This is a genomic window from Pelagibius sp. Alg239-R121 (genome assembly GCF_947331435.1).
Taxonomy (GTDB): Bacteria; Pseudomonadota; Alphaproteobacteria; order Kiloniellales; family Kiloniellaceae; genus Denitrobaculum.
Map to the genome: position 1 here is coordinate 34,473 of NZ_CAMZOF010000004.1, position 15,727 is coordinate 50,199.

A 15,727-nucleotide genomic window follows, 5' to 3' on the forward strand; every position below is an offset into this window, starting at 1 on the left:
CGCAGCCTTTTGGTAGTAAATATTGACGTTGAATAAAGCTAGCTGGAATTCCTGGAGGTGCTGACGGCGTCGCACGCGGCTTGATCGGCGACCAGTTCTTCAGGCCGTGCCGGGCGTAATTCCTCGCGGTTAACGGCGCTGCTTGTTTCGTAAACCTGACCGACCAGCACCACATCGATGTTTTTACCATCTCTTGTCAGTGGGAGGTGCAGACGTTTGGTCCAGCAGTGTTCCTTTCCAGCCCATCTGAAATGGCCTTGCGAAAAGACCGGAATCGCCTGACCCACGACCATGCTGTAAAGGTCCCGGGTGAAATCGAGCGTCGCGCCGCTGGTCAGTTCCTCGATTGTTTTTCCGGTGTAATCGACGCCGTGGGCGGTTACGATTTCGGTCCCGACAAGGCGATAGCGGATTGCGCGCCCTCCTTCCGACACATCGGCGAGGATAAGATTTTTCAAAAGGTGGGGGATGTCCATTGGGTCCAGGTCGCTGCGGAGCATGGCAGGTTTTTCGCCACGATGCGCAAGCCAGAAGTCATAGAGTTCCGTCAACGCCGGATGCGCGATGACTCGCCTGAACGACCCAAGGTCTGGTGAAGATCGATCTTGCATCTGAACTCTAACAAAACTCTACGGACTTGCGTCCATCGACCCTATTTGTCCGCTGGTAATCCGCACTACACAACTGCTGACCATCGAACTAGGCATACGATGGGATGCAGCGTTCGACATTAGGCGTACAAACGACTTTAGGCAATGTTCTGTAACGCGAAGTTAAGGAAGTCGAGGAAAACAGCCGCTGCATCCAATCAAGCGAGTGTCTTAGCGGCTGTTTCGAAATAAACCGCAAGCAGACAGCCATCTGGCGAATAGGATGAATGCCGCGTGCCCGCTTCGAGCCAAACGAAGTCTCCTTCGCGGTACTGAATGCCGTCGTGATCAAGAAGACTGCCCTGCAGCACAACGAACTGTTCGTTGCAGCTGTGCTCGTGAGGCTCGCTCGACGCACCCGGCTCCAATCGGTAGAGATGAAACCCAACTCCGGGTGCGGCTGAGGAATCGAGCTGCAGTATACTGGCACCTGAAGTTTTCCCATCCAAGCGTTCCAGGGTTTCGAAGTCGGCCGTCTGAAAATTCTTAACGCGTCGCTTGCCGGTTTCTATCGGATCCATTGTGCCCCTGCCTCACAGTTCAAAAAGACTCTCGGTGTGGAAATAGAAATACGGTCAGTCTCGTAAGGCTATTGATGGCTGATTGGTTTGTGAAGAAACGATCTTTAGGTCATAGGGGTGCAGATGGTTAAGTCTGGAGAGGCGAATTGTCAGCAGCCGAGACCATCAACCCAACCTTGGATGCATTGCGCGATACGCTCGCGCAGAGTTTTCTCACAGATGGTTCAGGCTGCTGAGCGGACACCGAAACTCGCTTGTCCCAGGTTATTCGGCAATTCGCTGTTGGTTTTGATCGAACAGAAACGCGTTCTGGTCCTGGAAATCAAGGCCGACGGGTTCACCGACATTGGCGTCATGTTGTCCGAATTGCCTCACCGTAAGCGTTTCTCCAGCCTCGGACATGACGAGAAGATTTGTGTCGCCGCCCAGTCGTTCAACATGGGTGACCTGCCCCTTGATGCGACCATCATCGGTAAGCGACAGGTGTTCGGGTCGTATGCCCAGTGTTGCACCGTCCGGAATGGGTATCTCGGATTTACTGAGGAAATTCATTGATGGCGACCCCAGGAAGCCCGCGACGAACTGGTTGGCGGGGTTGTTGTAGAGCTCCATTGGTGAGCCGACCTGCTCTACATTGCCGTCACGAAGGACAACGATCTTGTCGGCAAGGGTCATGGCCTCGGTCTGGTCATGCGTCACGTAAATCATCGAGGCGCTCAGTTTGCGGTGAAGATCGGCGATTTCAATCCGGGTGTTCATCCGCAGTGCAGCATCGAGGTTTGACAGCGGCTCATCGAACAGGAAAAGTTTTGGTTCACGCACGATGGCCCGTCCAATGGCCACGCGCTGACGCTGACCACCCGACAGATCTGAGGGGCGACGGTCAACATAGTCACCCAGATCCAACATCTTCACGGCTTTGTCGACGCGCTCTTCAATCACTGCCTTGGGCTGCTTTTCCTGTTTGAGCCCGAGCGACATGTTATCTCGCACGCTCAGATGTGGATAAAGCGCATACGACTGGAACACCATGGCAATGCCGCGTTTGGCAGGCGGAGTGTCGTTAACGACTTCGCCGCCAATGTCCACCGTGCCCGAAGTGGCGTCCTCCAGCCCCGCAATGACGCGTAAAAGAGTGGATTTACCGCAACCCGACGGGCCGACAAAGACTACAAATTCGCCGTCTTCCACGACCAGGTCGATATTCTTAAGAACCTCTACATCACCAAACGATTTGCACACTTTTTCAAGTTTGAGGGCGGTCATGCGGGGTCTCCCAAATGGACGGGTTGGCCTGTGCGGATGCTTTCATCGGCGGCCATACAGATGCGAAGAGATTGTACGGCGTCTGCCGCGTGGCGGCTGAGATCGGTGTCGTTGCGGATCGCGTTGATGATGAAGTCCTGTTCGGCAAAGCACAGCGCCTGATGATCCGGCTCATCAGGCAGGTCGACGACGGTGTCGCCGTCAAGGCGGTGGATCAGCAGGCTACCCACTCTGGTGTGGCCATCCACATCGTCCGACGCGCCTTTGTCGGCGTCGACGATCGACACCGCGCCATTGGGGCTAACGATGTCCTTCACGAAAAAAGCGGTTTCGGACATCATCGGACCCCAGCCGGCCTCGTACCAGCCGACAGAGCCATCCGCGAAAACAACCTGCAGCTGGCCGTAGTTATACATGTCCTCTGCAATCTCGTCGGACAGGCGCAGGCCGATGCCGTGCACCCGTACCGGCTTTGCATCGGTGATTTGGCACATGATGTCGACGTAATGAACGCCGCAATCTACAATCGGTGACGTCGTTTCCATCAGGGCCTTGTGGGTGCCCCAGGTCGCCCCGTCGGATTGTTGGTTCAGATTCAAACGAAAGACGTAAGGACCGCCGAGATTGCGGGCTTCGGCGATCAGGCGCTGCCAACTGGGATGATGCCGAAGGATGTAACCCACAGCCAGTTTGCGGTTTAGCCGCTTTGCGGTCTCCACCACTCGGCGGGCGTCTTCCACGCTGGTCGCCAGCGGCTTTTCAACCATGACATGGGCACCGGCCTCCATCGCCGCGATCGCATAGGCGGCATGGCTGTCAGAATAGGTCGCGATGCAGACAAGATCCGGACAGGTACTCTCCAGGGCTTCGCTGAAATCCGGGAATAAAGGGTAGTCCCGAAGCGCCTCTGGAAGATCGACGGCCGATCGGTTCACCAGCCCGACTATGTGGGCGTCCGGGTGGGCGTGGTAGGCCAGCGCGTGGCTCCGCCCCATATTCCCCAAACCGGCGATCAGAACTTTAAGGCTCATTTGACTGCACCTGAAGTGATCCCGCGAATGAGCTGGCGGGAGAAGATCACATACAGGCCCATGACCGGTAGGATCGCCAGCGACAGTGCGGAAAGCACCGCGTTCCAGTCTGTCACAAACTGCCCGATGAACACCTGGCTGCCCAACGTCAGCGTTTTCACCTCTTCTGCAGGCGCAAGGATCAATGGGAACCACAAGTCGTTCCAGATCGGGATCATGTTGAACACCGCGACCGTTGCCATGGCCGGGCGCACGAGCGGCAAGACCAGACGGAAGAAGATGCGATACTCTGAAAGACCATCGATCCGGCCGGCGTTCTTCAGGTCGTCTGACACCTGTTTCATGAACTCAGACAAGATGAACACGGCCAGTGGCAAACCTTGCGCCGTGTAAACCAGGATCAGCGCCCAGAGTGTATTCACCAGTCCGGTTTGCACCATCAATTCAAGAATAGCGACGGTGCCGATACGGATCGGGATCATGATGCCGAGCGCCAGGTAAAGGCCCATCAGTGTGTTGCCTTTAAAGCGGTACTCCGCAAGCGCGAAAGCCGCCATGGCTCCGAAAAGCAAAATGAAGAATAACGAGACGACAGTGACGATAATCGAGTTCTGGAGATAGAGGAAAAAGTCCCCCTGTTTGAGTACGGTCTCATAACCGATCATTGAAAAGCTGTCCGCATTCGGCAGGACCAGTGGTTCGCGGAAAATCGCCTTGCGGGTCTTAAAGCTGTTGATGACGATCACGAATACCGGGAAGAGCGCAATCAGCGTGTAGAGGATCAGCGCACCGTGGGCGGCGAATGTGTTTAGGCGGTTCTGGCGAGCGGCACTCATATCTTGTCTCCTCAGAACTGATAGCGACGCATGCGGCTTTGGATGCCGAACAGGTAAATGCTCACACCGACAAGGATGATGGCGAACATGGCCGACGCGATCGCGGATCCCATGTGCGGATCTCCGAGCTGCAATTGGAAGCCAAAGAAGGAGCGATACATGAAGGTGCCCAGAATGTCGGTCGAGAAGTCCGGTCCGGCCAACGCGCCCTGGGCGGCATAGATCAGGTCGAACGCGTTGAAGTTGGCGACGAAAGTCAGGATTGAAATGATCCCGATGGATGGCAGGATCAGAGGCAATTTAATCTTCCAGAAAGCCGATTGACCGGTGATGCCCTCGACCTCGGCCGCTTCAAGAATTTCATCGGGTATCGACAAGAGCGCCGCATAGATCAACATCATCGGAATGCCGACGAATTGCCAGACCGACACAAGCGACAAGGTGGTCAGAGCGTAGGCTTCTTTGCCCAGCCACGGCGCGTAGAGTGATTTCAGCCCCACAGCGTCAAGCATCCCGGGGGCGATACCCCAAATGGGAGAAAGTATGAGTTTCCAGGCAAAACCCACGATCACAAATGACAGGATCGTCGGGATGAAAATTGCCGAGCGGTAGAAGCTGGCGAACCGCAGCTTTGGATGGCTCAGGATTGCCGCAAGCGCGATGCCGATGGGGTTCTGTACCAGCATGTGAATGAGGAAGAACTGTAAATTGTTCCCAAGCGCGTTCCAGAATTGATCAGACCAGACGTCATCGCCAAACAGAGTGCGAAAATTCTGCAGTCCTACAAATACGCGCTGCTGATCGGTCTCGGTAAACAGGGAGAGCCGCATGGTATTGAACAGCGGGTAGACCATCACCGCAGTGTAGACGAGCACTGCAGGTGCCAGAAAGACGATGATATGCCACTTGATTCGGATCCGGCGATTCTGTTTTGGCATTGGAATATCCTGTTGGATCACATCCGGTGGCGTTGCGGTTTGGCGCAATGACACGGACTGCGTTCACTCGTCCCGGCGCATCGGGAAAGCCCGGGACAAGTGAAGTCAGGCAGGTTGGTTTATTGTTGTGGCGCGTACCAGCTGGCCAGGCCCTCTTGCAGGCGCTTGCCGGCGTCTTCGGGGCTTTCCTCGCCTTTGATCACGGCAACTGAAGCATTCCAGGTATCGTTCTCAAGGTTCGGAGTGCCACGCGATAGAACCTGATAGGTGGACCGGATCGAGCTTTCGCATTCACCACGCCACGAGATGAATTCCTGTGCCAGTGGGTCTTCCAACTCGACCGTGCCTGATGACAGCGGGAAGAAGCCGGGTAGTGCGTTTGCGAAGAGCGATGCGAACTCGGTCGTCCCAACCCAGTTCAGAAAGACTGTTGCAGCCTCTGGATGCGCCGTCTTGGCGTTCATGCCGATGCCGATATCGGTGTGATCCGAGATATAGCAAGTGTCACCCGCATTCGCGACCGGCGGAAAGAACGCGCCCATCTTAAAATCGGCCTGAGTGTTGAAGCCTGAGATCTCCCAGGACCCTGCGGGATAAATTGCAGCGCGGCCAAGTGTGAAGATGTTCTGGCTGTCGGGATAGGTTTGAGCTTCATAGCCGTCACCCAGATACTGTCCCCATTTGGCGAGTTGGCGGAATGGGGCCACCCATGCCTCATCGGTCAACTTCTGTTTGCCTGCGAGCAGAGCCAGTCGACCTTCTTCACCCTTCCAATAGTTTGGGCCGATATTGTTGTAACCCATCGTCGCGGCTTCCCATTGGTCATTGGTGCCCATCGCCATCGGAATGTAAGTGCCGTCATCCTTGATCTTATCGAGGGCGGCAAAGAACTCGGCTTCGGTTTGGGGTTCTTCAATGCCAAGCTCGGAAAACGCGTCTTTGTTATAGATGAAGCCGTGAATGACCGAAGCCATTGGCACACAGAACTGGATCGCGGCATCGTCTGTGCTCCAGCCCGATTTTGCGACAGGGGAAAAGTTCTTCATGCCTTCAAGACCGGTCACATCTGACAGATGGCCTGCTTCGTAAAGCGCAAGAGATGCGTCGAAGGGGCGACAGGTGATGATATCGCCCGCCGAACCGGCGCTTAGTTTGGAATTCAGTACGGCATTGTACTCAGCAGGGGACGATGGCGTGAATTTCAGCTTGATCCCGGGGTGTTTGGCTTCGAATGCTGGGATAATTGTGTCCTGCCAGATGGCAAGATCGTCATTGCGCCAGCTTTCAATGGTAAGCGTGACGTCGTCGGCTGCCGCTGCTGTGGTACCGAAAGCGAAAACTGCACCGAAAGTCATTGCGGTGAAGCTTGCGGTCAACCGTGTGCCGGTTTTACAGGTTTTCTTGTCCATAGCTTGTTTCCTTTCCTCCCTGAACCTTCTTTAGCTCAGTGCTCCAGTGGTACGACGTTTAATCTGGTCTGGTTTTGTTTTTCCTATGTGCTTCAAGCGCGTGACGGACATTTCCGTTTGTCGCTGAAAGCATCGAGGTTGCTTCTTGAAGCGACCCAATGCCAGCACCGAGAAGAATAGCAGGTTTCACAACACCGTCCGTTTGCATGAGCAATTGCCTTGCGACGGGAACTTCGACGCCGCTGATCCGCGCAACGATTCCGGCGGCACGCTCTCTTAACTTGCTGTTGTCGGCTTGCAGGTTGACCATCATTCCGTCGTAGACATGACCTAGTCTGATGGAGACCAGGGTCGACAACAGATTTAGGGCGCACTTTTGTGCGGTACCTGCGTTCATTCGGGTTGAGCCTGCAACGACCTCAGGATCACTGTCGAGCAGCACCGCATGCTTGGAAAGATCAAGCAGTGGAGTCCCCGGATTGCAGGCAATACCGATCGTAAGGGCAGAAGCGGTCTGAGCGGCTTCAATCGCCGCAAGGACGTAGGGCGTCGATCCGCTCGCGGATATGCCGATCACGGAATCTCGGCTCGTAATTTCCTGCGATCCTATTGCCGAAAGTGCCTCTTCCCGGTCGTCCTCGGCACCGCTGTTTAAGTTTCTTAGAGACTCTTCGCCACCTGCCAAAAAAGTGACAATTCGATCTCTTGGGATGCCATAAGTTCCTGGAAGTTCAAGAGCATCCAGGCGAGCAATAATCCCCGAACTGCCCGCGCCAGCGTAGATTAGACGCCCGCCTGCTTCGTAGCGTTCGACAATATCGCACGCGGCAGCAGAGATTTCAGGGATCGCACGCTGGACTGCAGTGATGGCGCTCGCCTGACCTTCGATCATGGCGGCAAGGATTGCGTTGTCCTGCCAAGTGTCGAGGCCGCGATAACGGTCGCTCACCTGTTCCGTGCGGCGCGGCTCCATATTCCTCCCCCAAAGCCCCTGTGTTCAACATGCTTAATTAAGTGTTATCAAAAACAATACCAAAATAATACCATTTGTCCAGTCAGAAAAAATTCCAAATATAGTTTTTTAGGGGAAATTCATGAAAAAATTCCTTAATATATTGTAAAATAATAATAAAATAAAAAATCGCTATGCGAAACTCGATGTGAGCGGGCGTATTTCGTTAAACATAAGCGATTGCAAATGGACTTAGGTTGGTATTATAAGAGGGAAGGAAAATTTGAAGGTGCAACTGAAATGTACTTTTTGGGAGTGGACGGCGGTGGCACGCAGTGCCGGGCGCGGATTGAAGCTTCGGACGGACAGGTGCTCGGTGAAGGCCGGTCTCAGATGGCAAATGTGACCGCGGGGATTGAGAATTCCTTTCGCGCGATCATGGCATCTGTGGACGCGGCTGCGCAGAGTGCCGGGCTGAACCAAACTGTCTATGCGGATTGCTATGCGGGTTTTGGTATCGCTGGTGCTAATCTCAAGGAGCATCACAGCGCTTTAGCAGCCATGCCATTTCCCTTTCGGAAGGTAAGTCTTGAGTCGGATGCTTACGTCGCCTGGTTGGGTGCGCACTATCCGGATGATGGCGCGATACTGATCGTCGGAACCGGTTCGGCTGGCTTTGCCAAAATTGGTGCGCGAAAGAAGACGGTTGGTGGATGGGGCTTTTCTGTCTCAGACAGTGGCAGCGGCGCATCCATGGGGCGTCATCTGATCCGAACGGCGTTGCTTTGTCATGAAAAGATCCGCCCTGAATCGCTGCTGACCGAGCGTGTTATGGCGCGTTTCGGATCGGATCCGCAGGCGCTGGTATCTTGGGCTGAAACCGCACTGCCCAAGGACTATGCCGCATTTGCGCCGATGGTTATCGGTGCGGCCAAGGAGGGTGATTTGGTTGCAGAGGACGTCCTTGCAACGTCCCTGCGCGAGGTCGAGGAACTTCTGGTCGCTCTGTCGGAACTCGGGGCGAGCCGGATCTGCCTGCTTGGCGGGCTGTCTGATGCTTATACACCGTTGCTGTCGGAGCAGGTTCGAAGCCTGATTGTGGCACCGAGGTCTGATGCCATGGGTGGTGCGATCACAATGGCGCGTATGGCGGCCCAAGACCAGGGCGCGATTGGGGCAACCGGAACCTGATATGACAGCGCTCAGCGAGATATTCGACCAAGCCCGCTTGAACGGCGATGATCCGACCCCGCTCTATCTGCGTCTGCAGGCGATGATCCAGGATGCCGTGACCGGAGGTGTTTTGAAACCTCAGCAGGCACTGCCGGCGGAACGTGAAATCGCTACGGCGCTGGGGGTGTCCCGCGTCACAGTTCGTAAGGCTATCAGCGGTCTCGTCGACGATGGCGTTCTGAAGCAGCGGCGCGGGTCGGGCACCTTTGTGTCGAAGCCCCCACACCATGTGGAACAGCGTCTGTCACGTTTGACCTCGTTTAGTGAAGACATGGTGGCGCGCGGGCTGACACCGGGATTTGTCTGGCTCGAACGCAGCTCAGGTCATCCTTCGACCGAAGAGGCGATGGTGTTCGGCCTCTCGACCGGTGAAAAGGTCTCCCGCTTGCATCGATTGCGTTTGGCGGATGGTGTGCCAATGGCTATTGAGCTGGCCGTCGTTCCAGCCCGTTTTCTGCCTGATCCCGCATCGGTCGAGCTGTCGCTGTACAAGGTGCTCGACGCAGCCAACCTGCTCCCGACGCGCGCGCTTCAGCGCTTCAGCGCGGTCAATCTGGAGCCCCTGAATGCGGAGCGCTTAGGGGTAGAGCCCGGAACGGCGGCATTGCGGATTGAGCGCGTCTCATATCTGGAAGACGGCAGCGTGGTCGAGTTTACACGATCGTTTTATCGCAGCGATGCCTACGACTTTGTTGCCGAACTGGCAATGACGAGCGGCGATGAAGAATGACAGCAGTTGCGGCTCTCAAACCGATGCCTGATGCCAGGAACAACTGCGATATGACTGGAGGAACTGATATGGCCGCTGACACTGTGCTGGCGCAGCAGACCGCTATGGAGCGTGAGATTGCCCAGGCACCTGAAGCAGTCGCCAGGCTTCTTGATGCCGAGCGTAGCAATTTTGTTTCTATTGGCAAACGTCTTCGTAAATTGGATCCGTCGGTCGTTGTCACCTGCGCTCGCGGGTCGTCAGACCATGCAGCAGGTTTCTTCAAATACGGTCTCGAGATTCTGCTGGGGGTTCCAGTTGCGTCTATGGGCCCCTCTGTCGCTTCGATTTATCAAGCGCCTCTGCGGATGCGCGGGGGTGTGCAGCTGTCTATCTCCCAATCCGGTCAGAGCCCGGATATCGTTACCCTGCAAACAGCAGCGAAACGGGCAGGAGCCTTGACGATCGCTATTGTGAATCATGTTGATTCACCGCTGGCCGAAGGCGCAGATATCGTGGTTCCGATGCATGCCGGGCTGGAAGAAAGTGTTGCGGCGACCAAAAGCTTCATAGCGTCGGCTGTGGCTGCTGCGGCTATCATTGCCGCCTGGTCGGAAGATCGTTCTCTGCAAATGGCGCTCGAGGCTCTGCCTGACCGGCTTTCGGATGCGCTTTCACTCGATTGGCAAAAAGCTATCGAGCCGCTGGCCACGACCGATTCTCTCTATGTGTTGGGTCGGGGGCCGAGCTTTCCGATCGCCATGGAAACCGCGCTGAAGTTCAAGGAAACCATGTCTCTGCATGCCGAAGCCTTCAGCGCAGCCGAAGTCATGCACGGTCCCTTGTCGCTTGTTCAAGACGGATTTCGTATCTTCGCTTTCAATCCATCTGACGCCTCTCATCCGGGAATGTCGGCTGTGCTCGATCGATTGCGTATCGCTGGCGCCGAGGTCTTTTTCGTCGCGGAAAATGGGACGGCGAACAAGGCGTCGGACGGGCCGAATGAAGGCCGCTTGCCCATGACGGCGAGCGGTCACTTGCTTACCGATCCGATCGCAATGTGCTTGTCGTCCTACCAATTGATTGAGGGGCTCGCCCGGCGGCGAGGCTACGATCCCGATAACCCCACAAACCTGAAGAAAGTAACGGAGACCGTTTGATGGCGGATACTGCCGCAGTCACGAAGAGAATTCTGCTCGGCGCACGGCTGTTCGACGGTGAAGGCTTTCTGGACGATCGTGCGGTGGTAATCGAAAATGGTCATATCGCCGAGATCGTTCCGGCAGTTTCTCTCGATCCCAATGCGGTGTTTGAAGACCTTGGCGGCGGTGTTCTGGCGCCAGGTTTCATCGATGCGCAGGTCAATGGCGGCGGTGGCGTATTGATTAATGACCAGCCGGATGTGGAGGGCCTGAGGATCGTTGCCCGTGCACACCGGCGGTATGGTACGACGGGATTATTTCCAACACTCATCACGGACACCCCCAACATCATGTGCCGCGTGATCGAGGCCGTGCAAGAAGCCGTAACGCTGGATAGCGTGCCGGGTGTCCTCGGCCTTCATTTGGAAGGGCCCTTTCTGGCACCGAGCCGCAAGGGAGCACATGCCGGGGGTTTGATCAGGGAGATGGGGGATGCAGATGTCGAGTACCTGACTTCCACAGGACTTAGGACGCTATTGCTTACAATCGCGCCCGACCAGGTTGCGCCACGACTGATCCGCCGGCTCGTCGACGGCGGTGTTACGGTCAGCTTGGGCCATTCGGATGCCAGTTATGAAGTGGTTTGCGCCGCCGTCGATGCCGGTGCACGGGGCGTGACCCATCTGTTTAATGCCATGAGTCCCTTGAGTCATCGTGCACCGGGAATGGTGGGCGGAGCCTTGGATCGCGGTGAACTCTGGTGCGGCATTATCGCCGACGGGCATCACGTCCATCCGGCGGTGTTGCGGGCAGCGTTGCGCGCGAAGGCCGGCCCGGGCCGGATGTTCCTGGTTACCGACGCTATGCCGACTGTCGGCTGTGCCGAAGACCGCTTTGTTTTGAATGGGCGCAGCGTTGTGCGCGAAGACGGTCGAGTCACTTTGGAGGACGGCACGCTTGCGGGTTCTGATTTGGATATGGCACAGGCAGTTCGCTTCGCCATTGATCAGCTCGGTCTATCGGTGTCTGAAGCCCTTAGGATGGCCTCACTGTATCCAGCTCAGTTCCTCGGGCTGGACGACCGTTTCGGTTATCTCCGCGTTGGTCATCGTGCCGACCTCGTGTTGCTTGACGATGATTGGCAAGTCAAACGCACCTGGATCGCTGGCGACAACGCCGGCACAGAGGCTTCAGTCGCGTCACTGCATTCTTGAGATTTGGAAGGTTTCCCGCCGTCCAACAGGTCGGCTTCGTCATAGAAATTCAATAGCCTGAATTCTATTTGTATTGCGACTGACTCGCATTATTAGTATTGCATAGACGGCAAACTGAATTTCAAACGTGGGGAAGGACTCAATCCATGTTCATCGCAATGAATCGTTTCAAAGTGACCTCCGGTCAAGAAGATGCCTTTGAAGAAGTTTGGCGCAGCCGCGATACGCATCTTGAAGAAGTACCGGGTTTTGTTGAGTTTCGCCTGCTTAAGGGTCACGCCGAAGAAGATCACACCTTGTTTGCGTCTCATACAATTTGGGCCACGGAAAAGGACTTCGAGAACTGGACCAAATCGGAACACTTCCGTATGGCACATCGCAATGCCGGAGATAATAGAGCACTCTACCTCGGTCATCCGCAATTCGAAGGCTTCAGCGTCGTCTTAGGTGCTTAACCAGTCACCGTTACCTTCCCTAACAATCAGAAAATTGCGCGCGGAGCACCGGAGCCCTGCTATCGCCATGGTATGCAGGCCTACGCCACTGCTATAGGCTTGCGCCAGAACGTTGATGCGGCAGTGGAGGTCGCGGCGCATTTCTATGTTGGGCAAATTTTTCCGCGGCCGCCTGTGGCTCGCCGGCTTTATCGTCGTTGGGTTAAGCGTGATAGGTGCCGTCGCTCTTCGAAAGGATGTCGCGGTTTGGGCTCTTACCAAAGGTCTGGAAGAGCAGGGCCTGCAGGTAACATCTTTGGCGTTGACGCAGTTGGATTGGGAGCGTGTTTCCATTCGGCGTCTGTCCGTCAGTGCGCCTGGGGTCTCCGCCGATCTCGACGTTATCGATCTTGACTATAACTTCACCGACTTACTTTCCGGAACATTGCCAACGGTGTTTCTCTCTGGCGCCGAACTGTCCCTGGACATGGACTCACCATGGTTGAAAGACCAATCGGGGGGGAAAGATGGCGGGACCTCATTAGGAGCCAACTCGGAGACAGGTGAGCCCCTTCCAGCGTTTCCCGAAGTGACAATTGAGGAAACGTTGGTCCGTCTGGGAACACCGGTTGGACCAATCGACTTGGGGGTCGAAGGCTCAGTCTGGCGCGATCCGACGGCTGCGATTCTCGGGGCATTCAGTCTCGCTGCTAACGCGTCGCAGGGCCGAACGACCGCGGTCGTCGGACTGACTGTCACGCCCGATGCCAGTGTTCTGGCAGATGTCGTTGTCGAGGACGGAAACCTGGACGTCGGCGAACTGACGTTTCGTGGTTTGAGCGGTAGTTTTTCCGCGGCGCTTAACGGACCGAAGGCCGTCTTTGAGCGGCTGGATGGTGCTTTGACGTTCGAGAAGATAAGTGGGGCGCTCTCTCCCGACACGCACCTTGCCCCAATCCAGGTCTCTCTCGAAGCTGGTCTGGAGCAGCAGGATGTGGTTTTCGAAGCCACGCTTTTGTCGGGCGGTCAGACAGAGAACCCCTCGCGCGCGAAGGTTGCCGGCCGCGTCGCACAAGGCGACGATGCCGCTACCCTGTCGGTTTCGAGCAGCATCGATACGCCCGCCACTCTACCGTTGTTTTCCAAGTTTCCTTTCCCTCTGCCAGAAGCTGGACAAGTGGCAGCACAGGCCCGCATCGATGCCACGATGCCGCCACTTAAGGACTTACAGTCGATAGGCATTTTTGCGATGCCGCCCGAACAACTGCTTCAGATTGTATCTACGATCAAGTCGGATTTTACACTGAGGCTGGAAGCACTCTCGCATCCCGAATACCTGGAGGGCTTCTCCTTGGATATAGATGGTGGGATTCAGCTGGATGATGAGGGCCTTGTGGTACGTCTGGCGCAGCCTGCGGCTGCCCGAATATCTGCACTTTCCGACAAGCTGTTGGACAATCTAGCCCTTCCTGATGATCTGCGGGAGTGGCTCGACGGACCAGTGAAGCTTGACCTGTCCCCTATAGAGGAAACAGCCTTTCTAAGGGCGTCGCGTGCAAACGCTTCTGTCGGACCTTATTTCCTTGCGGCGGCTCTTGATGCTGCAGGCGAAGGCTTTTCGGTTGTTACAACGGCAACGGGCAAGTTTAGCCCGGAAGCAGCCGATTGGTCCCTTGGCGGTCCGGTTGCCGTGGAGGCGCAGAAACTTCCTTTGCGGGGAATTAGTGGTGCCAAAGGACGATTTAATATCGGCATCCAGGGAGAGTTCACCTCGAGCGCGGCTGTTTCGGTAATGACGGGAGATGTGAAGGCCACGTCCAAGCAGTTGATCAAGGAAGATGCTAAGATCGCAGGTCTGGTTTCCATGATGCCTTTCCGCGCAGAACTGAAAGGACAAAAGCTTAACGTCGAGAGTACCGGCTCTGCTGTGACCACGGCAAAAAGGCTTTCGACACCTGCGGTAACCAGCACGATCCCCTTGAAGCTCCACATAACTTCGTCTGAGGTGGAGGTTGATCTTGCCTCAGGCATTGTTCGGCCCATGATGGTTGCCAAGATGGCGGCTTCCGGATTCTCATTTGCTGCTGAAGAGCAAGAAGTTACGCTCGAGATAGAGCCGATTGATCTTACAATATCGCCGGATCGGAAGGCCGATGGTCCGCTTTTGCTTGGCATTGAAACCGCGGGTGTTTCCATAACCGAGCTTCAACTACGCGCGGCGAATATCGGATTACGGGCTCGAGCCGATCCCAACACGAATCGGCTGTCCGGTGAATTCAATGATCTGAAGCTTGAAGATCTGGCGCAGCCGCGGCGGTTTGAAGAGGTTTTGCTGGACGGTACTTTTAGACGCGACAAAAGCGGCCGGCTCGACTTCGCCGCCGAAGGCCGCACTTTCCAGAACGCAATCACCTTTGACGTGAAAGGGAGGTCCGATCCCGCAGGTGGGTTATCCGTCGATGTTAACCTGCCAACGCATGATTTTGCGGTCACACCGCTCAACTTGAAGGATTTATCCTGGATTTCCGGCGCGGCAGTCGATGTGGGTTCATTGTCGGGTAAATTGCATGTCGAGATATTGCCGGAGGGTCCGGTCGGCTTTGCGCGGATCAAAAGCGAGGGTTTAGCGGGAGAGGCTCTCGGATTTCCCTTTTCGGATCTCTCCATGGCAGTTGAACTCGACGGTCTCTGGCCGCCCCGGGCTTCGGTGCCGATCAGGATCGATCTGGCCAGGTTCGATCCCGGCCTGCCGGTCAGTAATTTGCGTGTCGAGGCGCTTCTGCCGGAGGCAATGCCCTTTGCACTGGACCTTCAGGACATGGCTTTGACCGTTCTGGGCGCACGTCTGTCGGTGGCTGGCGGCCGAGTGGCCTTGCTGGACGGTTCAGCAGACCTCCCAATTCGTATCACCGGACTGGATCTTGCTGAGATCCTGAAGGCGGCGGACCTCGCTGATGTCGATGTGTCTGGCCGGCTCACAGGCGATCTGCCCATCAGCTTCAATGATGGCACTGTGATTATCCAGCAAAGCAAGCTGGCGGCGACCGAGCCGGGTGTTTTGCGCGTCCGTTCGGACAAGGTCAGTTCCTTGCTGACAGGGTATGGTGATGAGGTGAATTCCCTCGTGCGAGCCCTGGAAGATTTCCACTACGACGATCTATCGCTGACCCTTGAGAAGACGGCCGAGGACGATCTCACGCTTCTTTTGTCGATTCTCGGAAACAATCCGGCTGTGCTCGAAGGACAGCCTTTTCGCCTCAATCTGAACCTCGAAAGTAATATCGGCCAGGTCCTCAATACGCTTGGTGAAAGCCTGGAAATCACCAAAGACCTGCTGTCCGGGCGGTATTCCCTGCAATGACCCCAAAGCTCAAGCTGTTCAGGCTCTGTTC

General features: G+C 55.9%; 14 protein-coding genes. 6 read left to right on the top strand and 8 right to left on the bottom strand.

Annotated features, from left to right (window positions below; translation table 11 throughout):
* Window positions 1-38 precede the first annotated feature (38 nt).
* The 8 genes from QMZ18_RS13690 to QMZ18_RS13725 form a co-directional block, all read right to left on the bottom strand.
* A complete protein-coding gene (locus tag QMZ18_RS13690) occupies window positions 39-611 on the bottom strand; it encodes a PAS domain-containing protein (protein WP_282606871.1) in 573 nt (190 codons plus the stop codon).
* A gap of 197 nt (window positions 612-808) precedes the next feature.
* Window positions 809-1,171 (bottom strand): cupin domain-containing protein, encoded by a 363-nt coding sequence (locus tag QMZ18_RS13695; RefSeq protein WP_282606872.1) that lies wholly within the window; start codon window positions 1,169-1,171, stop codon window positions 809-811.
* A 264-nt stretch (window positions 1,172-1,435) separates the two neighbouring features.
* Complete coding sequence (locus QMZ18_RS13700) at window positions 1,436-2,437, bottom strand: ABC transporter ATP-binding protein (protein WP_282606873.1); 1,002 nt, start codon at window positions 2,435-2,437, stop codon at window positions 1,436-1,438.
* Window positions 2,434-3,468: a Gfo/Idh/MocA family protein gene (locus QMZ18_RS13705; RefSeq protein WP_282606874.1), complete on the bottom strand. Its 1,035-nt coding sequence runs from the start codon at window positions 3,466-3,468 to the stop codon at window positions 2,434-2,436. Before QMZ18_RS13705 ends, QMZ18_RS13700 begins: the two co-directional genes overlap by 4 nt.
* Window positions 3,465-4,304 carry a carbohydrate ABC transporter permease gene (locus QMZ18_RS13710; RefSeq protein ID WP_282606875.1) on the bottom strand — a complete coding sequence of 280 codons (840 nt, stop codon included), beginning with the start codon at window positions 4,302-4,304 and terminating at the stop codon, window positions 3,465-3,467. Before QMZ18_RS13710 ends, QMZ18_RS13705 begins: the two co-directional genes overlap by 4 nt.
* An 11-nt stretch (window positions 4,305-4,315) precedes the next feature.
* On the bottom strand, window positions 4,316-5,242 hold the full coding sequence (locus tag QMZ18_RS13715; RefSeq protein WP_282606876.1) for a carbohydrate ABC transporter permease: 927 nt from the start codon (window positions 5,240-5,242) through the stop codon (window positions 4,316-4,318).
* 119 nt (window positions 5,243-5,361) lie between these two features.
* Window positions 5,362-6,651, bottom strand: coding sequence for an ABC transporter substrate-binding protein (locus tag QMZ18_RS13720; RefSeq protein WP_322097215.1), 1,290 nt, complete (start codon window positions 6,649-6,651; stop codon window positions 5,362-5,364).
* A 58-nt stretch (window positions 6,652-6,709) separates the two neighbouring features.
* Window positions 6,710-7,624: an N-acetylmuramic acid 6-phosphate etherase gene (locus QMZ18_RS13725; protein ID WP_282606877.1), complete on the bottom strand. Its 915-nt coding sequence runs from the start codon at window positions 7,622-7,624 to the stop codon at window positions 6,710-6,712.
* Between the two features lie 279 nt (window positions 7,625-7,903).
* Here QMZ18_RS13725 and QMZ18_RS13730 point away from each other — a divergent pair, with 279 nt between their 5' ends.
* The 6 genes from QMZ18_RS13730 to QMZ18_RS13755 all read left to right on the top strand — a co-directional run bounded on the left by QMZ18_RS13730 (window position 7,904) and on the right by QMZ18_RS13755 (window position 15,696).
* Window positions 7,904-8,794, top strand: a complete 891-nt coding sequence (locus QMZ18_RS13730; RefSeq protein WP_282606878.1) for a BadF/BadG/BcrA/BcrD ATPase family protein — start codon at window positions 7,904-7,906, stop codon at window positions 8,792-8,794.
* A gap of 1 nt (window position 8,795) precedes the next feature.
* A complete protein-coding gene (locus QMZ18_RS13735; protein ID WP_282606879.1) occupies window positions 8,796-9,566 on the top strand; it encodes a GntR family transcriptional regulator in 771 nt (256 codons plus the stop codon).
* A 68-nt stretch (window positions 9,567-9,634) separates the two neighbouring features.
* Window positions 9,635-10,705 (top strand): SIS domain-containing protein, encoded by a 1,071-nt coding sequence (locus QMZ18_RS13740; protein WP_282606880.1) that lies wholly within the window; start codon window positions 9,635-9,637, stop codon window positions 10,703-10,705.
* Entirely contained in the window at window positions 10,705-11,901 is a 1,197-nt protein-coding gene (nagA, locus tag QMZ18_RS13745) for an N-acetylglucosamine-6-phosphate deacetylase (RefSeq protein WP_282606881.1), read from the top strand. Before QMZ18_RS13740 ends, nagA begins: the two co-directional genes overlap by 1 nt.
* 146 nt (window positions 11,902-12,047) lie before the next feature.
* Window positions 12,048-12,356: an antibiotic biosynthesis monooxygenase gene (locus tag QMZ18_RS13750; protein WP_282606882.1), complete on the top strand. Its 309-nt coding sequence runs from the start codon at window positions 12,048-12,050 to the stop codon at window positions 12,354-12,356.
* Window positions 12,357-12,501: 145 nt separating this feature from the next.
* The gene (locus QMZ18_RS13755) at window positions 12,502-15,696 is read left to right on the top strand and encodes a YdbH domain-containing protein (protein ID WP_282606883.1); all 3,195 of its coding nucleotides are present in this window, start codon (window positions 12,502-12,504) and stop codon (window positions 15,694-15,696) included.
* The last annotated feature ends 31 nt before the right edge of the window (window positions 15,697-15,727 follow it).